Source organism: Leyella lascolaii (assembly GCF_900079775.1).
GTDB lineage: Bacteria > Bacteroidota > Bacteroidia > Bacteroidales > Bacteroidaceae > Prevotella > Prevotella lascolaii.
Genome location: NZ_LT556038.1, coordinates 347,957 through 369,541 on the forward strand (window position 1 = coordinate 347,957; position 21,585 = coordinate 369,541).

Consider the following 21,585-nt stretch of genomic DNA (forward strand, 5'->3'; position numbering starts at 1 on the left):
GCTTCATGACAGCTAATATATGCCTCTCCATGCAATAATACCGTAATATATGAGTTATAATATAAACTGAATTCATTAATGGAGAACAGCATCATTCTGATATTGTCTGCTTTTGTCATAAGCACCGCGTGCGGTTTCATCATCATACCGCACATTGTCAACTTCTGCATTAAAAAGAACCTTTACGACATTCCCAACGCGCGCAAAGTGCACAAGAACGCCATTCCCCGCCTTGGAGGAATATGCTTCCTGCCGTGCACGCTCATAGCCTTCATCTTCGGAATAGCCATTCTCAACCAGCTCACCGGACAACGGCAGATAACCATAGGCACATGGTCTGTGATGTTCCTCATAAGCCTTTCGCTCATATACATCATAGGTATAGTGGACGACATTGTGGGAGTGAGACCGAGAACCAAGTTCGCCGTGCAGATAATAGCCGCATCGCTGCTGCCTCTCTCCGGTCTTTACATCAACAACATGTACGGCATGTTCGGCATACACGAGCTCCCGTTCTGGGTGGGTGCGCCGCTCACGGTGTTCGTGCTCGTGTTCATCGACAACGCCATGAACCTCATCGACGGCATCGACGGGCTCTCCGGCGGACTCGCCCTGCTCTCGCTCACAGGCTTCCTGCTGTGCTTCATGCATGAGGGCATCTACACTTACGCCATCCTCATAGCCGGACTCATGGGCGTGCTCACGGCATATCTCTTCTTCAACATATGGGGGAAGCCGGAGAAGGGACACAAGATTTTCATGGGCGACTCGGGAAGTCTCACCCTGGGTTTCATTCTCGGGTTCCTTCTCATCAAGTTCGCCATGCACAATCCGAACGTCATGCCCTACCGCAACAACAGTCTGCTGATAACCTACACACTGCTCATTGTGCCCTGCTTCGATGTGGTGAGGGTCATCATAACGCGGCTGAAGAACCGCCACCCGATATTCAAGGCTGACAAGAACCACATACACCACAAGCTGATGCGTGCCGGAATGTCGCAGCATCAGGCTCTTGTCACCATACTTCTTCTTGCCGCCACGTTCATCGTTCTCAACAAGGCTCTGCGCCCGGTAATGAAGAGCGACCTCATCGTTCTGACCGACATACTCGTCTACACCGGCTTCCAGCTCGTCACAGACATATTCATAAGGAAGAACGAGCGCAGGCTGACGGCAGACAACGGCACCACCGCCGCATAACGTCAGACTTTCCCCCGCCACGCACCCTGCGCGCAATGGCACGCCGCCATGCATCCTGCATATTTATACGGAAACCGCCTTTGTAATATGCATATCCATACACCGTAACCTCAAAATACCGATGTTTTCCGACGCTAATGCTCATCCGCGCGCAAATACGCCACTCTCGCACACTTCACGCAAGCCGCTGTAGTCCAGCGCATTAGCCTATAACATGATTCAAGACACATTTTCCAGCCCTGCCAAAGAGGCTCTTCCGCACCGCCGAAGAGGCTCTTCCGTCTCGCAAGACATGCTTTTCCGCGCCATGGAAAAGCCTCTTCTGCGCATCATCATACCTTAAATTTCCTCTCCAAAAACGATTTTTTGAGCCGTAAAGGGGTAAATATACGTATCAATCTGATGCCATTTCGTATGTAAAAACGGTTTTTCATGATTACGCGCCACTTCCGTGACGGTCCGCGTTTTCTGTTTTGACAATTTCTGATGTCAAAATTCTTTACTTTCAGAAACGCATAATTATTCATTTCCTGAAGTGTCCGCCATGACTCCACACACGCCCATCGGAGGCGCATAAGTCCGCATCAGCCGGTGTCCGGCATACCCCATCCGGCAACACAGGCAGCCTCCGCGCGTCACAGTTTTGTGAAACTCAGTCTCAATTCTTCAGTAGACAGCACCATCTTCGAGCCTGTCAGCCGCTCCACGCCGAACGTCTCGTCGAGCGCGTTCACCCCGAACGGGCGCAGCATTCCGGCGTCGTCCACAGCCGGGTCGCCGTTCATCCTGTCGTTCACGTGCGGGTCGTACAGTCTGAGAGTCTTGCCCTTGTGCTCGAAGCGGAACAGGAAGTCACCCCTGTCTCCGTGCCTGTCGCATGCGTTGAGCAGGTCTTTCTGCACCGCCCAGAACACATACTCGTCCTTCAGGTCGAGCCTGCCGCCTGTCCGGATGGTGTCCACCCGCTCGAGATGCCAGAATCCGTCGAGGTCGCCATTGTCCGATGTCTCTATCTCGCACGACGCTGACAGGACGGCTGTAAGCCATGCCGCGATGATTGTATATATGTCTTTCCTCTTCATATCAGTTGTATGTATTCCTTTATTCCATGTTTTTTCCGCTGCCGCATCATCCGTGTGTCAGAACCATCCGCTCTTCGACACCGTGAGCTGGAACCCCGCGTTGTTGCCCAGAATGCGTCCGAAGTCCATCGCATAGGCGCCCCTCACCTTCCAGTCGTGCGCGAAACTGTATGTAGCCTCAGCCATGAAGCTCACGTTGTGACGCTTTCCGGTGTAAGGCATGGCATATGTTCCCAGTCCCTCCTGCCACGTGCCGAGCAGCCGGTAGGTGAGGTTCTCCGCCGGACGTCCGTCTATTCCCATATGGAAAGCCATGAAGCGGGAGTTCTTCACCGATATTGTCCCGTCATCGTTGTATATCGGCGAGCGGTAGAGAGGATTGCCTATCACCTGCCCCCAGTGCTGCCATCCGGTATAAATGTAATGGTTGTAATAATTGTCTATGCCTCCTATGTGGTCGGCGAACGACGGAGTGTGGTCGTGATACACCGGTCCGCTCTGATACTTTGTGTATATATACTCGAACACTATGTCGCGTATCCACGTGCCATATTTGAGGTTCACCTCCACGCCGAGCATCATGTCCTTCAGGTCGTAGAGCAGAAACTTGCTCTTTTTCTTCTTCTTCCACTCGTCGCCGCTGCCGTAGCCGTCGTAGTCGATGAGGAACATGGCGGAGTGGTCTTCAAAATATTTGTCGGCGTATATGCCCAGACGCCAGCGGTCACCGTCGTAGTTCACGCGCATGAGCCATGACCCCACCTGGTTGCCGGATATGTTCTTGTAGAGCGTCTCGCCCGCATCCGCGCCGCTGGGGACAAGAGCCTGCCACATGCCTTTCAGTCCGCCCTCGCCCTTCAACGCCAGCATCGTGCCGTCAGACTGCGGGCGGTAGGCTGTTCCGCCGAACATAGCCGCCATCTCCAGACCCAGTTCGAGCGACCAGGGAAGAAACCGGTCCTCATTGCCTATCTTTATATAGCCTGCCTTACTGTGGTAGAGCACGTCGTCGGCATACTTCGACTTGCGTCCCGTCACCTCATGCTGCCAGTTGTCGTCGGTCATCTTGCCGTAGGCGATGTGTCCCTTCAGCCTCAGCCATCCGTGCGAGAAAGGCAGCACCCAGTAGTCTGCCAGAGCCAGACGCACCTGCGGCACGGGGCGCGCATTGATGCCCAGCGTCTGCGATCCGCTGCTCAGCGCGTTGTTCTTCAGCTCCATCGGCTGCTGCTTGCTGCCCACGGTGAGCACTCCGTAGAGCCATCTCAGCTCGCCGTATGCCTGCTGCACCACCACGCTGCTCGTATAGTTCACCGGCACCGCCACGTCTGCGCCGTAGCCTATTCCCCACCGTCTCGTGGAGTCGACGCTAAGGTCGCGCGCCACCATGGCTCTCACATATCCGTTGTACTTATCGAGCGAGCTCAGACCATACTTGTTGGCGTTGAGCCACAACGGTGTCCTGCCCTTCGAGAACGAGCCCTGCATCTCCACTCCATACCTCAGCCCTCGTGCCGGACTGAGTTTCCCGGCATCACCGGCTTCCTCCCACGCCTGCGCCCTCACAGCCATACTGACAGCAAGAAGCAGGCACGCGGCATATAAACCCTTCATATTCACATCTGTGTCTTTTACCCTGCAAATTTACATTATTTATCCAATAAACTGTCATTTTCCGCACAATCATTACTTATTCCCCGCTTTTTCATCCGGCATGAAAGCCAATGACTACCTGCGGCATATATTCCGCATTTTAGGGAAATCCCCCGATTTTATAGGAAAATTCCCTCTTTCCGTTACGCAAAACAGTCCTATCTTTGCATCAGAGATAAGAACAACGGATGTGTAACATTAAAATATACGATTATGAAAAAGTTTGTATCAGCCCTTATATTACTGTTCACGGTGACAGTATCGGCAAATGCCATGAGCTATGAGCAGGCACGCGAACAGGCTCTTTTCCTTACAGATAAGATGGCGTATGAACTTAATCTGAGTGAAGCACAGTATGAGGCGGCATACGAGATAAACCTCGACTACCTGATGAGCATACGCACACAGGACGACCTCTTCGGCATATACTGGAGACAACGCAATCTGGATCTGAGCTATGTTCTGTTCGACTGGCAGTACAGCACATTCTGCGACGCACTCTATTTCTACCGCCCGCTCTACTGGAACGCAGGCTACTGGAGGTTCAGAATATACGCCCGCTACCCCCACAGAGACTACTTCTACTTCGGTTGTCCGCACTTTGTCACCGTCTATTGCGGCGGTCACAGCTGGAGACACAACGGCGGACGGTCGTGGTATAGGGCAAACAACTTCAGACCGGAACCCGACAGACGCCACTTCGGAATGCGCGACGGATTCAGGCGCGGAGACTACGGTGAGGGACACAGAGGCGTGTTCGGCAACAGAAACGGCAGCCGCACACCCATCGTGACAAGCAGACCGGGCAACGGCGGAGGCAGCTTCGGCAGACGGCAGGCAACCGTGACAGACAAGAAAGGTATAACAACAGTGAAGGCTTCAAGCTTCGGAGGCATGCGCGGAGGAAGCGTATCGAAGACCCCGCAAAAGCCCCGCGACACCTTCGCACCGAAAAACGGCGGCTCGTCAGACAACAGAACAGTAAGGAGCAATCCGGTGTTCTCGGGCAGCGGACGCTTCGGAGGCTCTGCCACAAACAACCGCGACCTCATAAACAACATGCGCGACAGGTCGTCAGGAAGCGTGAACCGCAGCACAGGCTCGTTCGGAAGCAAACGCTCTACAAGCACTCCGAGCATATCGCGAGGCAGCAGCCGTTCCTCATTCTCGGGCAACAGAGGCTCATTCGGGACAAACCGGAGTTCCTCCGGAGCAAGCCGCAGCTCGTCATCATCAAGCCGTGGCGGAAGCAAGTTCGGCGGACGCCGCTAAGAGAGGCACTCTCTGAGAACATGAAAAAGTGTAAGTCAACATAATTTAAAATCAAAACCAAACGGTATCTGTCTCTTCCATTAAGTAAAGGTACATATTAAATGATTAAAGGATGACAAACCGCAGAGGCGCGACACTATAAGTCAAGGATGCGCACCTCTGCGTTTGTCATCTTTTCTATTTCGTTCATCGGCACGTCACGGTAAACGCTCTGCACCGCCTTGTTTATTATTCCGTGACCCACGGCAAGCACTGTCTTGCCGGCATACGTCCCACGTATGAAGTCGAGAAAGCGTGCGGCGCGCTCCCTCAATGCCTCAAGCGTCTCCACATCATCGGGCCACGCCACGCCCTTAAGGTCGGGAATATACATCCCGGTGAACCCTCCCCAGTCGCGCTCCCGCAGCAACGGAGTCGTCACAACCTTCATACCGTGCGGAGCGGCGATGATGGCGCATGTGTCGTAAGAGCGTTTCAGGTCGCTCGACACAAACGCGTCAATCCTCTCACCAGCCATTCTGTCTCTCACACTTTCAGCCTGTCTTATGCCTTCAGGCGTCAGACAGCCCTGCGTCTGTCCCTGTAATATGCAGTTGACATTGTCCACCGTCTCACCGTGGCGCACCAGATAAAGTCTTGTCATAGTTCTTTTCTTTAAATAGTTCTGTCTGTATAGATAATGCAAACGAGTGGAAAGAAAGCTTGCTTTCTATTTCCCGAGTGCAGATTATCTTATACAAAGATATTGCAAACGAGTGCAATGAGAGCTTGCTCTTGCATTGCCGAGTGCAGCTTATCTTATACAAAGATAATGCAAACGAGCGTAATGAGAGCTTGCTCTTGTATTGCCGAGTGCAGATTATCTTATACAAAGATAATGCAAACGAGCGCAATGAGAGCTTGCTCTTGCATTGCCGAGTGCAGCTTATCTTATACAAAGATATTGCAAACGAGCGCAATGAGAGCTTGCTCTTGTATTGCCGAGTGCAGATTATCTTATACAAAGATAATGCAAACGAGCGCAATGAGAGCTTGCTCTTGCATTGCCGAGTGCAGATTATCTTATACAAAGATAATGCAAACGAGCGCAATGAGAGCTTGCTCTTGCATTGCCGAGTGCAGATTATCTTATACAAAGGTAAGTAAAGAGCACTGTTCCGCAAAATAAAAAACACATTTCTGACTTTGTGATGTGCCATACTTTCATTATCTTTGCATAAGATAAGCGTCGGCTCAGCAGTATCAAGACCGGTAAAACTTAGTTTCCCCGTCTTGCTGTTGCACTCGCCTCGCATTATCTTTGCAAACATATAAACGGATATTGAGACACAGTCGGAAACCGTACTTACCGGATTTCCGTACGTTATAAAAACCGCATCACACAAAGAAACTATAAAAACTTGAATCCATGCAGATAATACAAAGCTCGCTGGCACGCGCCCTCAGCGCAATAATAATGGGCGTACTGCTGATAAAATACAGGGAAGAGACCGTAACGTGGCTTACCATTGTCATCGGCATACTGTTTTTCCTGTCGGGAGTAATCTCGTGCGTGGCATACTTCGTGGCACGCCGCCGCGATAACGACGTGCAGCTGTTCGACGCCGACGGCAGGCAACTGAGCGGCTTCAAGCCCTCGTTTCCGCTTACAGGTCTGGGAAGCATAGTGCTCGGTCTGATACTCGCGCTCATGCCGGGAGCATTCATCTCGTGGCTGATGTTCATCCTCGCCGCCATCCTCATTCTCGGAGCCATTGGTCAGTTTGTGAGCCTCGCCGCCATCTCGCGCACGTTCCGCGTGGGCTTTTACTTCTGGATAATGCCGTCGGTGATACTTCTTGTCGGACTCATCGCGCTCATGAAGCCGTCTGCCATCGCCTCCGCACCGCTGTTTGTCATAGGATGGTGCATGCTGCTCTACGGTGTGTCGGAGAGCGTCAACTCCATCAAGATATACCTGATACGCAAGAAGATGAAGGCTGCCGACATGAAGGCGGCTGCCGAAGCAGAAAAAAACGGTGAGAAAGACGAGAGCCTTCCCACCGCTATAGAAAACGACTGACACCGCGCGCACGGCTCACCTGAGCTCCGCGCCGTCAGTCCTCATGGGGCACTATGCCCTCAATGTACTTGCAGATGATGCCTATGCCCTTCAGATTGTCGCCTCCCTGAGGTATTATTACGTCCGCGTATCGCTTGGTAGGTTCTATGAACTGCTCGTGCATAGGCTTGAGAACCTTCAGATATCTTTCAACAACCATCGACACGGTACGCCCGCGGTCTATTATGTCGCGCTGTATGTTGCGTATCAGACGTTCGTCGCTGTCGCAGTCGACGAATATCTTCAGATCCATCATATCCCTCAGTTTCTTGTTCAGAAGAGTCATTATGCCCTCGACTATAATCACCGGCTTTGGCTCCACATGCACCGTCTCGGGCAGACGGTTGCACTTCAGATAGGAGTAAGTGGGCTGTTCGACGGCACGTCCCTCGCGCAGTTCGTTGACATGCCTTACAAGGAGTTTCCAGTCGAAAGCGTCGGGATGGTCGAAGTTGATGGCGTGTCTCTCCTCCTCGGTCATGTGTGACGTGTCGTTGTAATAAGAGTCGAGCGGCACGACGGCGACATGATGCGGAGGCAGCGACTCCACAATCTTCCTCACTACTGTGGTCTTGCCGGAACCGGTTCCTCCGGCTATTCCTATAATCGTTACTTTATTCATAAGATTTGATTTATGCTTCGTGGTCGTTCGTTGGCCTGTCCTACGCCAGCCGGAAGAGCCGGCATGCGGAGACGGTCAGAGTGATGTCTCGCGGCTGAACATGGGTCTGTAGAACTCAGCCTTACGCTCCACCTTCATCGGATAGGCGCGCGAGCTGCTGGGCATGCGGTAGAGCCGCAGCGTGCGCCCCTCGAAACGGAAGTCGGCGCATGCGCCCACGGCAGGCTGACGCTCTATGCCGAAGCATTCGGAAAGTACGTCGCACGCCTTCTGTCCGGTAACGGCTACAGCCCGGCATTCGGGCAGTGAGCGCAGCATTGACTTCAGGTCTGTCGCCTCCACCACCTCAAGGTCCTTGTCGGAGGCAGTGTTTTTGAGGCGGCGCACGGCACATGCGGTGTCGTAAAGTCCTATGCGACGCTCGCGCAGGAGCCGCTCTATGAGTTGCAGACGGAACGTCTTGTGCTCCTCATCGACAAAGAACATCTTGTCGTCGTGGAAGCACAAGCCGAAGATGCGCCACATGTCGTTGGTGAAGTTGGGGTAATAGAACCGCATCGCCCAACGCTTCTCCGCAGGCGGAAAGCTGCCGAGCATGAGCAGGCGGCACCCTTCCGGCAGAAACGGCTCGAACGGATGCCGCTCCACAGGGGGCTGTCCGTCAGACGGCAAGCTGTGTGTCGGCTGCGCGCGGGTGCTCATTTCTGCTCCTTAACAAGGTATACGACCACCGGAAGATGGTCTGAGAATCCGTCGAGCCATATTCCTCCCGCCGTGGTACGCTTGGGCTGACCCTTGTATTTGCCCTCGGTCTGGAAGAGATACGGGCGCGAGAAAATCTGGTTTTTCCAATATTTGAGCGTGGAGTAGTCCTTGCTGCCTTTCTTGTTTACCATGTTAGGCGTCATCACAATCTGGTCGAACAGATTCCACGAACCGCTGTACATGAGCGTGCCACGCCCCTCTTTCTTCAGTATGTTATACCAAGGGTTGTACATGTCGCCCTCTCCTGTCTTGTCTGGATCAGCCTTTGCCGAGAGCATCTCGCTCATGCTCTTGTTCATGGGGTCGTCGTTCATGTCGCCCATCACCATCACCTTGCACTCGGGATCGTCCCTGAGGAGAGAGTCCTTGAGAGCCCTCACCTGGCGTCCTGCCACCTCGCGGTAGTAAGAACCGGCGAAACGGCTGGGCCAGTGGCACACGACGATGGCGACATGCTCGCCCGCAAGGGTGCCGCTGACGGTGAGGAAGCCGCGCGTGATGTAGTCTTCCGGCATAGAGCCTTCAGGAACATATGGCACCAGCTTTACGTCGCGCACAGTGAAGAGAGCCGGATTGTAGAGCAGCGCACAGTCTATTCCGCGCTTGTCGGGACCCTCGACATGAGCGAAACGGAATCCTCTCTCGGCGAGAGGTTTCTGCGACACGAAGTCGGTGAGCACCTTGGCGTTCTCCACCTCGCTCACTCCGATGGCAGCGCATCCCACCCCTGGCAGCACGTCGGTGCCCATGTCGGCAAGCACACGTGCCATGTTGCGCAGCTTGTGGGAGTATTTCAGACCGTTCCAGTGATACGACCCCGTAGGCAGGAACTCGTGGTCGTTCTTGCCCACATCATGACATGTGTCGAACAGGTTTTCCTGATTGTAGAACCCCACGGCGTAAGCCGAGTATTTCTTCTGTGCCGTTATCCCGGTACTGACCGAGAGCAGCAGCAACACCAAAATCAAATAACAGAATTTTCTCATATCTTTATATACAATATATATTTCGCTTTTTTACATTATATCTTTCATTTTCACACAAACCCGAACAGGCTTGGCGGCATACCGCGCCGGCAGCAGTGAATTTCTGCAAATATCGGTAATAAATTTGAATAAAATGTATTTTTCATGAAATTTTAATCGCAATGGCATACGATTTTTTCATCTGCGCGCAGACAGATGACGCTCGTGGAGCTGGTGGCAGGCACGATGACGCGGCACGGCACAGATTGACTATAATCACACACAGGCATTGCAGGCACTCCGCAATTTAACATTCAGGCACACGTAAAAACGCTTTTCGCATAAAGAGACGCACGGAAACGCGGAAAAACACCGAAAACAGCACAACACGACAACCCACTGACACACAACCAGATACATCCCCACCTCCCCACCCTCTCACCTTCCCACCTCCCCCAAAGAGCCTTTCCTGCATTGCGGAAGAGCCTTTTCTGTCACACCGTAAAGCCTCTCCGAGGGCATGACAGAGGCTTTACGGAAACGCGGAAGAGGCTTTTCCGGACAGCAAGAACGGTTTCCGGACGGTGAGAACAAGCAGGAATCGGCTCACAGGACAGTGAAAACAGGTCGCGAAGACACAAAATGCGGCGGAACGGAATGTTAAAAAACGAAGGACAGGAGATTAACATTGTTAAACCCGGACAGACCATCCGACTTCCATTCTTATTTCGTGCTGTTGTCAGCCGGATTGTATTCTGCCTAATCGAAGATGTGGCGTACTAAACAGGTAAAAAGCGGGTGGCAGTGTGGCGGCGGCAATGAGAAGGAATGACAGGAGAATGGCAGACACATAAATATATATATGTATGGCGGCATGACGGATTTTAAGGATTTGACAAGAAGACGGGAATGTAACCCGGAGCATATACGGAACCGGTGCGGCAAACAACGCAATACGCCCCTGAGACTTTACAATATAAAAGCCACAACCGCTCTCCGGGCTTGAGGCAATGAATGTCTTGGGGTAAAAACATCACAATATACACCAATAATAGGGCACCTGCTGTGTTAAAACCATCAAATCATAAAAATTTAATAAAAAAGTCTTTCGCCATTAAAAATAATTTTCTTACTTTGCAAGACAAACTACATAATTTCTATACACATGCAAAAGAAGCTCAAATTAGCAGTGATAGCCCTTTGCTGTTCGTCCGTTGCGAACGCGCAGCAAGACTCCATAGGGCTGAAGTCCGCGGCGCTAAGCGAAACGGCATTCACATTCACAGAAGCGCAGTTGGGCGAAGACGACGACATGTCGCAGAACGTGACAATCGTCAACTCGAACTCCAACATCTTCGCAAGCGAGGTGGGATATCTTTTCTCTCCGGTACGCTTCCGCTACCGCGCGTTCGACCAGAAGTTCAATGATGTCTATATCAACGGTGTACCGATGAACGACATGGAGAGCGGACAGTTCCGCTACTCGCTCGTGGGAGGACTCAACCAGCAGACACGCAACATGGAGTCGTCACTCCCGTTCGAGTACAACACATTCTCCGTACCGGGCATGGGAGGAGCCAACAACTACAACTTCAGACCGGCAAACATGCCCACAGGACACAGAATAACACTCAGCGGAGCCAACCGGAGCTACACCCTGCGCGGCATGTACACATTCAACACCGGACTGAGCGACAAGGGTTGGGCTTTCTCCGGAAACGTAACCTACCGATGGGCAAACGAGGGTTATGTGGAAGGAACGTTCTACAACTCGCTCTCTTACTTCCTCGGAGTGCAGAAGGTGTTCGGAGACGGACGCCACTCTCTGGCTCTCTCGACATGGGGCAACCCCACGGAGCGCGCGTCGCAGGGAGCAGGTACGGACGAGATGTACTGGCTGGCGAACGACAAGTTCTACAACCCTTACTGGGGATATCACAACGGCAAGAAGCGCAACTCGCGCATAGTGAACGACTTCGCGCCCACAGCTCTCCTCACATGGGACTGGAACATCAGCGACAACGCGAAGCTCACGACGTCTATCATGGGGAAATACAGCATGTACAAGAACACAAAGCTCAACTACAACAACACTGACAACCCCCACCCCAACTACTGGAAGAACATGCCGAGCAGCTACTACGACGTGTGGGACGAGACCGACTACAACAACCGCACGGAACAGAACCTTGCCGACTGGAATACGGCTTATCAGTTCTGGACAGCATCAAAAGCCAACAGACAGATAAACTGGGACCGCCTGTACTACTCCAACGCACAGATATCAAAGCTGGGGCAGGACGCCATGTACTACATACAGGCAAAGCACAACAACGCGCTCACCGTGTCGCTGGCATCCACACTCAACAAGCAGATAGACAAGGACAAGTCGTGGAACATAGGCATCATAGCCGCCACAAACAAAGGCATGCACTACCAGACAATGGAGGATATGCTCGGAGCAACCACATACCACAACATCAACACCTATGCGCTGGGCACATACTCACGCGACGCTGACGAGATACAGTACGACCTCAACAACCGCGACGCGCTCGTGAAGACCGGCGACAGGTTCGGTTACGACTACAACCTGCTCGTGAACAACGGCAAGCTTTGGACAAGCTACAGCGAGAACTTCGGACCGCTGCACTACACGATAGGCGCGAAAATGGGATACACCACAATGCAGCGCGACGGCAAGATGCGCAACGGTATGGCGGCAAACAACTCATACGGCAAGAGCAAGACGGCTGAGTTTCTCGACGGAGGCGTGAAGTTCGGCTCCACTCTCAACCTCGGACGGGGCAACACACTCACATTCGGAATAGGCTACGAGCACCGCGCTCCGCAGGCACGCACGGCATTCGCCTCACCTGAAATAAACAACGACTTCGTTGTAAACCTCAAGAACGAGCGCGTGTTCAGCACCGAACTCGGATACCAGTTGCAGAACTCGTGGCTCCACGCCAACATAAACGCTTACTACAGCCGCCTTACCAACGTCACCGACTGGCAGAACTACTACTTCGACGACATCAACTCCTTCTCCTACGTGTCGCTCACCGGCATCAAGAAAGAATACTACGGAGTGGAGGCAGGACTGAAATTCAAGGTGACAAGCGCACTCGACGTGAAACTCATCGGAACGATAAGCGAGGCTAAGATACTGGAGAACTCGAAGGTGAGATACATGAACTCCACAAGCGCACAGTACGTGGACGACATCGTCTACAACAAGGACATGCGCGACTCCGGCACCCCGCTCACCGCGGCAAGCCTCGGAGTGAGCTACCATCAGGGCGGATGGTACATCGACCTTAACTGCAACTACTACGATAGAATATACCTGTCTTACGCTCCGAGCTACCGATACAAGGAGACTCTCGACAGAAGACAGGAGATATACGGCACCGTATACGACAACGACGGCAACCTCCGTCCGGGAGCGGTGGCACAGGCCAAAGGCAAAGGCGGATTCATGCTCGACGGCTCAATAGGACGAAGCATATACCTCAAACACGGATCGCTGTCCATCAACCTCATGGTGACAAACATTCTCAACAACCAGAACATATGCACCGGAGGATACGAACAGAGCCGCAGCGACTACACCAACTCCGGAAACATCAGGGCATACCGCTTCTCAAGAAACCCGATGAAATTCTATGCCTACGGAACAAACGGAATGCTGAACATCGCCTACAAATTCTAAAACACGACAATTATGAAAAATATGAAATATCTTAAACTCATAATGCTCGCACTCATTTGCGGCATGACTCTCACGTCGTGTATGGACGACGACTGGGATGACCCCAACGGGACAAGCATACCCTACGGCAACAACTCAATAAAGGAAACCAACCTGAAGACCATCGCCGAAGTGAGGGAGATGTTCAAGGACAAGATAAACACGTCCTACGCATACGAGCAAGTGACCGAGCCGATTCAGATAAAAGGCTATGTCACAGGAAACGACGTGCAGGGCAACATCTACAACGAGATAGCGTTGCAGGACGAGACGGGAGCCATCATCATCGCGATAGCGCAGGGTGGCATAAACGGATACCTGCCTGTGGGAACCGAAATACTCGTTGAACTGAAGGACCTATACGTGGGCAACTACGGCAAACAGGCTGAAATAGGCACTCTCTACACCAATAAGAACGGCAACACATACGTGAGCCGGATGAACAGATTCCTGTGGCAGGACCACTTCATGATAACCGGAGGATATAAGGTGATTGAACCTGAGGTGTTCGCCGACGGAAACGAGAAGACCAAATGGACCTTCGACAAGGACAGCGGGAAGCTCGGAGTGATAAAGAACGTCACGATAAAGGGTGCTTCGGAGACCACAACCTTCTCCGACCCGAACGGAAGCCAGTCCGTAAGCCTCAACTTCAACGAGCAGCCGAACAGCGTGATGATATACACATCGCCATACTGCGACTTCGCCGGACGTACCGTACCGCAAGGCAAATGCAACATTACCGGCATATTCAAACGCTACAACGACTCCTGGGAGATAATAATTCGCTCGATAGACGACGTTGAGGAAGTGAAATAACAAAAACAACATTATAACATAAACAAAAAGATAACATTATGAAAAAGATATTATATTCGGTGATTGCTCTCACAATGGCGGCATTCACATTCACAAGTTGCGAAGACGTTCCGGCGCCTTATGACGACCCTAACAACAACGGAGGAGGTCAGGAACTGCCCGAAGGCGTGCTCCTCGACCAGAACTTCACATCGTCGCTCGGCGACTTCACATCAAAAGCTGCGAGCGGAAACCTGAACTGGTATAACGACTTCTCAAGTGCCATGGTGACAGGATATCAGGACTTCAACGGCGACGGCGTGAAAGAATATCAGGCGGGCGTGACATTCCTCGTAGGTCCGGAAATAGATTTCACAGACGTTACCGAGGCCCACATCACCATCAACCACGCACTGAACTATACATATGGAGACATAAACGCCAACAACTCCATCGTGATAAGCAAGGACTATACAGGCGACGTGACAACCGCCACATGGGAGGTGCTGAACTACAACACTGACGGACTCGGCAACAGTTTTACTTTCGTGGAGAACAACGTGAATATCCCGGCCGAATATATGGGAGGCAAAGCAGTCATCGCACTGCGCCACACATGCAGCGAGACAAGAACCTCTACATGGGAGGTGAAAAGTCTGAAAGTGCAGGAAGGCAAGGTGGATGAGACTCCCGAAACTCCCAGTGAAGGCGATGCCTACATAGACGAGCCATTCTCAAGCAGCTTCGGTTCTTTCTCTGTCAAGACAATAAAAGGCACACCTTGGATTATCGACTACAGCACGGCAAAAGCTACCGGATACGACAACGCTACCAAAGAGACAACACCTTCTGAAAGCTACATCATATCCTCACCTGTGAATCTGAGCGCGTCTAAAGGTGCATACATCACATTTGAGTATATCCTGAGATATGTCACAAACTACGGTACACCTGTTGAAGGTATAAACAACAAGGTTCTTATAACAGACAACTACACCGGTGACCCGACAACAACAAACTGGACCGACATCACAGGAACACTGACTGAAGGCAGAGACTGGACAACATGGTATACATACTCAGCCAATGTACCCGAAACATTTGTAGGAAAGAACAATGTAGTTATGGCACTCTACTATTCTTGCGAAACCAGTTCAGGAACATGGGAGGTTAAGAACCTGAAGATGAAAGAAGGCAAAGCTGAAGAGGGAGAGAATCCTGGTGAGGATCCAGACAAGCCTGGAACAGGCGGTGAAGGCAAGGCTACCGTGACAAAATCAGAAAATATCATTACAATGATTGACCCTGATGCTACAGCTTCCGCAAACACAATCACATGCGATCTTAACACATACGGTTGGGCAAACAACTCAGACCCTACACTCGTAACACTCAGCGATGGCACGACAATCGCCTTCGCAAAGGAAGGTGGATACAACGCACCGAAATTCTATGAGTTGACTAAGGGCGTCCGTATGTACGCACTCAATTCCATGACAGTAACCGGATCAAAGAAGATTGCAAAGATTGTTGTGACATGCGATAGCTATAATGGAACTATTTATGTGGGTAATGACAAACTTTATACCGACATAACAGAAAACGTATGGAAGATGGTTAATGACCACACAGATATCAAAGGAGGAGTTCAGGTTCGTGTTCAGAAACTGGAAATAACTTACGCTGAATAAATAAATTATCATAAAACGTTTGGCAGGCTGCAGAATTATTCGTAATTTTGCAGCCTGTTACGTAGAATCATAATTAACAATTATATTTAAGATAAAATGAAAAAAGGTATTCATCCAGAAAACTATCGCCCCGTCGTATTCAAGGATATGTCCAACGGCGATATGTTCCTTACACGTTCTACATGCAAGACTACAGAGACAGTAGAATTTGAAGGTGAGACTTATCCGGTAGTTAAAGTCGAAATTTCCAGTTCATCACACCCCTTCTACACAGGCAAGAACAAGCTCGTTGACACTGCCGGTCGTGTGGATAAGTTCATGAGCCGTTACGGAAAGACACGTAAATAAATATATCATTTTATATTTAAACATATACGGAAAGTGTATTCATGTGTAGTTGCATATACGCATGAATGCACTTTTTTAATTCTCCATATTTAAGGAAAACATTTATTTTACTACATAAAAACAGACATATGAAACATCTGAAATATCTTATTTGTCTGCTTGGCATCGCATTCACGCTGTATTCATGCAGCAGCGACGATGACAATAATGGTGGCAACGGCAACGGCACGACAACCGAAGAGGCAAACGCCAACAGGAATGTGGTAACGACAGACGCTGCTGTCGAAAGACTCGAATTCCCCAAGCTTAAAGGCGGAAACAGCATTGTGCTGGTGCACAGGACTACCGGAGACAGGCAGTACGACCGCGATGAGGTGAACTATTGCGTTGAATGGGACTGTGACAAAAAGGCTCAGCGATGGTCGTGCTATCAGATGCACAGGGGATATACCGGCAGTTACAGCCGCGTGGTTGACGGTTACCTGTTCGACCCGAACCTTACAACCTCACAATATCTCGACAAAGATTACTTCTACGGTTCGGGCTTCGACCACGGTCACATATGCCCAAACGCCGACCGGAAATACTCATACAAGGCAAACGAACAGACATTCTATCTTACCAACATGCAGCCGCAATACAGGCGGTTCAACGGCTACAGCTCGTCCGGAAACGACAAGGGCGAGGGTCTTTGGGTGAGAATGGAGGAAAAGGTAAGAAGCTGGTCGCCAGCCGCAACGACCGACACGCTCTACGTCTGCAAGGGTGGCACGATAGACAAGGAAAGCAACATCATCAGGAGAATACAGGGAAAGCTCATCGTTCCAAGGTATTTCTTCATGGCATGTCTGCTCAAAAACAGCATGGGATACCGTGCTATAGCTTTCTGGGCAGAGCAGAAGGATGAATGGAAAACATATGACGACCTTGCCGACTACGCCATCACAATAGATGAACTGGAACGTAAGACGGGCATAGATTTCTTCTGCAATCTTCCGGATAAGACCGAAAACGAGGTTGAAAAAAAGATTGTGCTGAATGTGTGGGGGCTTTAGCCGCCTTAGACAAAGGCATGACAAAGTCTTCGGAACACCAGCATTAAAAAATAAAAAGCGACAGGCAGGAATCATGTAAGTTCCTGCCTGTCGCTTTTTCAATGCACTCCGGCATTATCCGGAAGATTCATCTGTATGAATTTCTGAATATTCCAATGCGTCAAACGAGTCTCGCGCACTTTCCGAAACCCTACTTTCTGCTTCTGAACTTCAGGTTTTCAGTATATTTGAGTTTTGCGCTGTCCGTGGCGGAAGCGGCTTTCCTCTGCGTTGTCCACGGCTGTGACGGCTTTGCCAATGTAGTGCGCACGCAGTCGAAGAAGATGAGCTCATCGTTGTTGACACCCTCCATGACACCGTTGAAATAATCGTCTGTAAGACTGAATCCGGACGTCTGACTGTTGCCGCGGGAATCAAGCACGAACGTATATCCGCTGTCGTCATATCTTATATGTATATCCCCGGAACGCGGATCAATATACCATGAGAACCTCAACTCCTGACTCTCGTCGCCGACAGTGTCTATCTCACGTCCCCGTCCGTTAAGAGAGCGGCTGTTATACTGGTCGAACTCAAAATAAACATACATGTCCACATACACGCGATGCCCCGTATTGTCAGTATATTCGTTCCTCATCGTGCCCTCCCAATGGCCTCTCAGAGTGTTTGCTATGAGCCTCAGCTCATCCGTACCATAATCGAACGCGTCGTCATACCAGTTGTAGTCATAATACCAATCACCGTAATAATCGTAATAATCCCAGTCCCATGGATCATCACAACTCGTGAAAGAGAACGGCAGGACTCCGAAAACGATAGCTGTCCAAAGTAATTTCAAGTGTTTCATATCCGTATATTTTTTATTCATTATATTCTATTGGCAAAGTTACCGAAATAAACATTATTACGCAAAGGTATATTTCATATTTTAAGATAGGAAATTCCCTATGCTTCATATAGAATTTCCTACCATTTAGATTAATTTATGCCAAAAGCTTCATTCATACTCATTTAAATTACTTATCTTTGTCTCCACAACATTAAAAAAATAAAAAAAGATGAAAACCGTTTACGATTTCACAGTTAAAGACAGAAAAGGTAAAGACGTGTCACTTAAAGAGTACGCCAACGAAGTGCTGCTCATTGTAAACACCGCAACCAAATGCGGCTTCACACCACAATACGAAGAGCTTGAGAAACTATATGAGAAATACCATTCAAAAGGTTTCGAGATACTCGATTTCCCGTGCAACCAGTTCGGCCAGCAGGCACCCGGCACAGACGAATCGATACACAACTTCTGCAAGCTCACATACGGAACAGAGTTCCCGAGGTTCAAGAAGCTGAAGGTAAACGGCGAAGACGCCGACCCGCTCTACAAGTTCCTGCAAGAGCAGAAAGGCTTTGCCGGATGGGACGAGAGCCATCCCCTCACTCCCGTTCTCGAGAAAATGCTGTCTGAAGCCGACCCCGACTACAAGCAGAAAGCCGACATCAAATGGAATTTCACCAAATTCCTCATCAACAAGAAAGGCATGGTCGTGGCACGTTTCGAGCCTACAGAAAGCATAGAAAACATATCAAAACAAATAGAAGAACTTCTTTAGGATAATGGCAAACAGAGAACACACACGCTGTCTCATCATCGGCAGCGGTCCGGCAGGATACACCGGAGCCATCTACGCCGGACGTGCCAACCTGCACCCGATGGTGTACTGCGGTCTGCAGAGTGGAGGACAGCTCACGCAGACCACCATGGTCGACAACTTTCCCGGTTATCCGCAGGGCGTCGACGGCAACCAAATGATGCAGGACCTACGCAGTCAGGCAGAACGTTTCGACGCGGACGTGCGCGACGGAATAATCGTCAAGGCTGACTTCTCCAAAGCTCCTTACCTGCTTACAACCGACCGCGGTGACGAGATTGAGGCAGACACGGTGATTATCGCCACCGGAGCAAGCGCGAAATACCTCGGTCTTGACGACGAGAAAAAATACAACGGACTGGGCGTGAGCGCATGTGCCACATGCGACGGATTCTTCTATCGCAAGAAGACAGTGGCTGTAGTGGGAGGCGGCGACACTGCCTGCGAGGAGGCTGACTATCTCTCCCACTTGTGCAACAAGGTGTATATGATTGTGCGCAAACCGTATCTCCGCGCTTCCGAAGCGATGAAACGCCGCGTGGAGAACAACGCCAAGATTGAGATACTCTATGAGCACAACACCGTAGGACTTTACGGTGAGGGCGGTGTGGAAGGCGCTCACGTGGTGAAACGCAAAGGCGAACCCGACGAGCAGCGGTACGACCTGCCCATTGACGGATTCTTCCTCGCCATAGGACACAAGCCCAACACCGACGTGTTCCGTGAATGGCTCGACCTCGACGAAGCCGGATACATACAGACCGTCAACGGCACTCCGCGCACAAAAATACCCGGAGTGTTCGCCGCAGGCGACTGTGCAGACTCCGTGTACCGGCAAGCCATCGTTGCCGCAGGTAGCGGATGCATGGCTGCACTCGAGGCTGAACGCTATCTGTCTGCTGAAGGCAAGTGAGCCGCAGACACTTACGCACGCCTCCGAGGCAGTATTCATGAACGACAGAGCCGTACGGTCAAGACTCGTATAATAATAAAACATAAACCTGAAAAAGCCATGCCCGCGCGTCGGACATGGCTTTTTTTATATCCCATAAAAACCTTTTTCCGTAAATAAAATCATCACCGGCAGTCACACAACGGTCCGCTACGCAAGTTCACGTCACATCTCCGCCCTGCTCCGGCTGCCTCTGCCTGCATGTCTCTTGCCCGTCATCCACAGTCCGGCAAAAGTAAGCAGACCGTTGAGCATAAGCAACTCATAACCGAAGACATAACCAGTCAGCTGTTTCGAAAGACTGTCCGCCACGAAGCAAACCAACGGTGACGCGACCGCTATCACAGGCACCATGCGTCCGGAGACACCGCGCCGCGTCAGCAGTCCATAGGCGAAAAGTCCCAGCAGCGGACCGTATGTGTAAGAGCAAAGCACATATATGGCGTCGATGACACTTGTGCTGTTGAGCGAGTGGAACAGAAGTATGAACACGACAAACGCCACCGACATGCCGAGATGCACCTTACGGCGCAACTGTTCGTCGTCCGGACGCGACCATATGTCCACACAGCAGCTTGTGGTGAGAGCCGTCAGAGCAGAGTCGGCGCTCGAGAACGACGACGCCACCACGCCCACCGTGAACAGCACAACCACTGTCATGCCCATCCGTCCGGTAGCCGCGAACATCGGCAACAGTTCGTCGCCCGCCGCAGGCAACGCCACACCCTCCTTCGAGGCAAGCGCGACGAGCAGCACACCGAGCGAAAGAAACAGCAGATTGGCAGGCACGAAGGCGAACCCGTAAGTACACATGTCCTTCTGAGCCTCACGCAGCGACTTGCACGTAAGGTTCTTCTGCATCATGTCCTGGTCAAGTCCTGTCATCACGATGACGATGAATATGCCGCTGAGAAACTGCTTCCAGAAATTCTGTCTGGTCATCCAGTCGTCGAAAACGAACACCCGGCTGCGGCTGTCAGACGCCACCAAGTCAGCCGCCTCACCCATAGTCATGCCGAGATGCCGCGCCACATTATATATAATAAGTATCAGCGCGGCAAACATGCAAAGCGTCTGGAACGTGTCTGTCCACACCAGTGTCCTTATGCCTCCGCGCCGCGTGTACAGCCATATCAGCCCTACCATCGCCACGACAGTAAAGGCGAACGGCACGCCGAAAGCGTCGAGCACGAACCGTTGCAGTATGGCGCACACCACATAGAAGCGCACCGCCGAGCCCGTAAGTTTTGAGAGGATGAAGAAAGACGCACCCGTCCTGTATGCGGAACGTCCCAACCGGTAGTCAAGATAGGTGTATATGGAGGTGAGCCTGAGCCTGTAATACACAGGCAACAGCACGAACGCCACCGCGAAATAGCCAAGGATGAAACCCAGACACGTCTGTATATAGCTCATGTCGGCAGTGAGCACCATGCCGGGAACGCTTACGAACGTGACGCCCGATATCGACGCGCCCACCATACCGAACGCCACTACATACCACGGCGACCGTCTGTTGCCATTGAAAAACGTCCTGTTGTCGGCTTTGCCGCCCGTCACATGGCTTATGAGCAGCAGAACCAGAAAATATGCGAATAAAGTATACAATATTATCATAACTGTTCACAAAGTTAACTATTTTATTATCAATTTGTCGTTTAGTATGAATAAAATCATT

18 protein-coding genes are annotated in these 21,585 nt (G+C 51.2%); 10 read left to right on the forward strand and 8 right to left on the reverse strand.

Going from position 1 to position 21,585, the window contains the following annotated elements:
* Positions 1–78: 78 nt before the first annotated feature.
* Positions 79–1,203: an MraY family glycosyltransferase gene (locus BN4609_RS07290; RefSeq protein WP_021993940.1), complete on the forward strand. Its 1,125-nt coding sequence runs from the start codon at positions 79–81 to the stop codon at positions 1,201–1,203.
* 635 nt (positions 1,204–1,838) lie between these two features.
* On the opposite strand, the gene BN4609_RS07295 is transcribed toward BN4609_RS07290, so the two are convergent.
* Positions 1,839–2,285 carry a lipocalin-like domain-containing protein gene (locus tag BN4609_RS07295; RefSeq protein ID WP_021993939.1) on the reverse strand — a complete coding sequence of 149 codons (447 nt, stop codon included), beginning with the start codon at positions 2,283–2,285 and terminating at the stop codon, positions 1,839–1,841.
* Positions 2,286–2,342: 57 nt separating this feature from the next.
* Entirely contained in the window at positions 2,343–3,899 is a 1,557-nt protein-coding gene (locus tag BN4609_RS07300; protein WP_068855912.1) for a capsule assembly Wzi family protein, read from the reverse strand.
* Between the two features lie 252 nt (positions 3,900–4,151).
* On the opposite strand from BN4609_RS07300, the gene BN4609_RS07305 reads away from it, so the two are divergent.
* Positions 4,152–5,210, forward strand: coding sequence for a hypothetical protein (locus BN4609_RS07305; RefSeq protein WP_068855913.1), 1,059 nt, complete (start codon positions 4,152–4,154; stop codon positions 5,208–5,210).
* A gap of 136 nt (positions 5,211–5,346) precedes the next feature.
* Here the strand turns inward: BN4609_RS07305 and BN4609_RS07310 are convergent, their stop codons facing one another.
* On the reverse strand, positions 5,347–5,853 hold the full coding sequence (locus BN4609_RS07310) for a histidine phosphatase family protein (RefSeq protein WP_068855914.1): 507 nt from the start codon (positions 5,851–5,853) through the stop codon (positions 5,347–5,349).
* A 765-nt stretch (positions 5,854–6,618) separates the two neighbouring features.
* On the opposite strand from BN4609_RS07310, the gene BN4609_RS07320 reads away from it, so the two are divergent.
* A complete protein-coding gene (locus BN4609_RS07320) occupies positions 6,619–7,272 on the forward strand; it encodes a DUF308 domain-containing protein (RefSeq protein ID WP_068855917.1) in 654 nt (217 codons plus the stop codon).
* Positions 7,273–7,306: 34 nt separating this feature from the next.
* Here the strand turns inward: BN4609_RS07320 and udk are convergent, their stop codons facing one another.
* From udk to BN4609_RS07335, 3 genes are all read right to left on the reverse strand, one after another.
* On the reverse strand, positions 7,307–7,933 hold the full coding sequence (gene udk / locus BN4609_RS07325; protein WP_021993757.1) for a uridine kinase: 627 nt from the start codon (positions 7,931–7,933) through the stop codon (positions 7,307–7,309).
* Positions 7,934–8,008: 75 nt separating this feature from the next.
* A complete protein-coding gene (locus tag BN4609_RS07330) occupies positions 8,009–8,635 on the reverse strand; it encodes a uracil-DNA glycosylase family protein (protein ID WP_068855919.1) in 627 nt (208 codons plus the stop codon).
* The gene (locus BN4609_RS07335) at positions 8,632–9,684 is read right to left on the reverse strand and encodes an endonuclease/exonuclease/phosphatase family protein (protein WP_068855921.1); all 1,053 of its coding nucleotides are present in this window, start codon (positions 9,682–9,684) and stop codon (positions 8,632–8,634) included. The genes BN4609_RS07330 and BN4609_RS07335 overlap by 4 nt, the downstream gene beginning before the upstream one ends.
* A 1,144-nt stretch (positions 9,685–10,828) precedes the next feature.
* Here BN4609_RS07335 and BN4609_RS07340 point away from each other — a divergent pair.
* The 5 genes from BN4609_RS07340 (at position 10,829) to BN4609_RS07360 (ending at position 17,309) form a co-directional block, all read left to right on the forward strand.
* Positions 10,829–13,378 carry a TonB-dependent receptor gene (locus BN4609_RS07340; RefSeq protein ID WP_068855922.1) on the forward strand — a complete coding sequence of 850 codons (2,550 nt, stop codon included), beginning with the start codon at positions 10,829–10,831 and terminating at the stop codon, positions 13,376–13,378.
* Positions 13,379–13,390: 12 nt separating this feature from the next.
* A complete protein-coding gene (locus tag BN4609_RS07345; protein WP_068855923.1) occupies positions 13,391–14,236 on the forward strand; it encodes a DUF5689 domain-containing protein in 846 nt (281 codons plus the stop codon).
* Positions 14,237–14,274: 38 nt separating this feature from the next.
* Positions 14,275–15,906, forward strand: a complete 1,632-nt coding sequence (locus tag BN4609_RS07350) for a hypothetical protein (RefSeq protein ID WP_068855924.1) — start codon at positions 14,275–14,277, stop codon at positions 15,904–15,906.
* A gap of 96 nt (positions 15,907–16,002) precedes the next feature.
* On the forward strand, positions 16,003–16,254 hold the full coding sequence (locus BN4609_RS07355; RefSeq protein WP_021993763.1) for a type B 50S ribosomal protein L31: 252 nt from the start codon (positions 16,003–16,005) through the stop codon (positions 16,252–16,254).
* 128 nt (positions 16,255–16,382) lie between these two features.
* The gene (locus BN4609_RS07360; RefSeq protein WP_068855928.1) at positions 16,383–17,309 is read left to right on the forward strand and encodes a DNA/RNA non-specific endonuclease; all 927 of its coding nucleotides are present in this window, start codon (positions 16,383–16,385) and stop codon (positions 17,307–17,309) included.
* A gap of 190 nt (positions 17,310–17,499) precedes the next feature.
* Here the strand turns inward: BN4609_RS07360 and BN4609_RS07365 are convergent, their stop codons facing one another.
* Positions 17,500–18,156 (reverse strand): hypothetical protein, encoded by a 657-nt coding sequence (locus BN4609_RS07365; RefSeq protein WP_068855930.1) that lies wholly within the window; start codon positions 18,154–18,156, stop codon positions 17,500–17,502.
* A gap of 211 nt (positions 18,157–18,367) precedes the next feature.
* Between BN4609_RS07365 and BN4609_RS07370 the strand changes: the two genes are divergently transcribed.
* Together BN4609_RS07370 and trxB are read left to right on the forward strand one after the other, a co-directional pair.
* Positions 18,368–18,916 carry a glutathione peroxidase gene (locus BN4609_RS07370; protein ID WP_021993766.1) on the forward strand — a complete coding sequence of 183 codons (549 nt, stop codon included), beginning with the start codon at positions 18,368–18,370 and terminating at the stop codon, positions 18,914–18,916.
* A gap of 4 nt (positions 18,917–18,920) precedes the next feature.
* Complete coding sequence (gene trxB / locus BN4609_RS07375; protein WP_068855932.1) at positions 18,921–19,868, forward strand: thioredoxin-disulfide reductase; 948 nt, start codon at positions 18,921–18,923, stop codon at positions 19,866–19,868.
* 204 nt (positions 19,869–20,072) lie between these two features.
* Here the strand turns inward: trxB and BN4609_RS07380 are convergent, their stop codons facing one another.
* The gene (locus tag BN4609_RS07380) at positions 20,073–21,524 is read right to left on the reverse strand and encodes a sodium:solute symporter (protein WP_068855934.1); all 1,452 of its coding nucleotides are present in this window, start codon (positions 21,522–21,524) and stop codon (positions 20,073–20,075) included.
* Positions 21,525–21,585: the final 61 nt, after the last annotated feature.

Coding starts and splice junctions, on each gene's coding strand:
- BN4609_RS07290 (WP_021993940.1), top strand. CDS start 79: ATGGAGAACAGCATCATTCTGATATTGTCTGCTTTTGTCATAAGCACC.
- BN4609_RS07295 (WP_021993939.1), bottom strand. CDS start 2,285: ATGAAGAGGAAAGACATATATACAATCATCGCGGCATGGCTTACAGCC.
- BN4609_RS07300 (WP_068855912.1), bottom strand. CDS start 3,899: ATGAAGGGTTTATATGCCGCGTGCCTGCTTCTTGCTGTCAGTATGGCT.
- BN4609_RS07305 (WP_068855913.1), top strand. CDS start 4,152: ATGAAAAAGTTTGTATCAGCCCTTATATTACTGTTCACGGTGACAGTA.
- BN4609_RS07310 (WP_068855914.1), bottom strand. CDS start 5,853: ATGACAAGACTTTATCTGGTGCGCCACGGTGAGACGGTGGACAATGTC.
- BN4609_RS07320 (WP_068855917.1), top strand. CDS start 6,619: ATGCAGATAATACAAAGCTCGCTGGCACGCGCCCTCAGCGCAATAATA.
- udk (WP_021993757.1), bottom strand. CDS start 7,933: ATGAATAAAGTAACGATTATAGGAATAGCCGGAGGAACCGGTTCCGGC.
- BN4609_RS07330 (WP_068855919.1), bottom strand. CDS start 8,635: ATGAGCACCCGCGCGCAGCCGACACACAGCTTGCCGTCTGACGGACAG.
- BN4609_RS07335 (WP_068855921.1), bottom strand. CDS start 9,684: ATGAGAAAATTCTGTTATTTGATTTTGGTGTTGCTGCTGCTCTCGGTC.
- BN4609_RS07340 (WP_068855922.1), top strand. CDS start 10,829: ATGCAAAAGAAGCTCAAATTAGCAGTGATAGCCCTTTGCTGTTCGTCC.
- BN4609_RS07345 (WP_068855923.1), top strand. CDS start 13,391: ATGAAAAATATGAAATATCTTAAACTCATAATGCTCGCACTCATTTGC.
- BN4609_RS07350 (WP_068855924.1), top strand. CDS start 14,275: ATGAAAAAGATATTATATTCGGTGATTGCTCTCACAATGGCGGCATTC.
- BN4609_RS07355 (WP_021993763.1), top strand. CDS start 16,003: ATGAAAAAAGGTATTCATCCAGAAAACTATCGCCCCGTCGTATTCAAG.
- BN4609_RS07360 (WP_068855928.1), top strand. CDS start 16,383: ATGAAACATCTGAAATATCTTATTTGTCTGCTTGGCATCGCATTCACG.
- BN4609_RS07365 (WP_068855930.1), bottom strand. CDS start 18,156: ATGAAACACTTGAAATTACTTTGGACAGCTATCGTTTTCGGAGTCCTG.
- BN4609_RS07370 (WP_021993766.1), top strand. CDS start 18,368: ATGAAAACCGTTTACGATTTCACAGTTAAAGACAGAAAAGGTAAAGAC.
- trxB (WP_068855932.1), top strand. CDS start 18,921: ATGGCAAACAGAGAACACACACGCTGTCTCATCATCGGCAGCGGTCCG.
- BN4609_RS07380 (WP_068855934.1), bottom strand. CDS start 21,524: ATGATAATATTGTATACTTTATTCGCATATTTTCTGGTTCTGCTGCTC.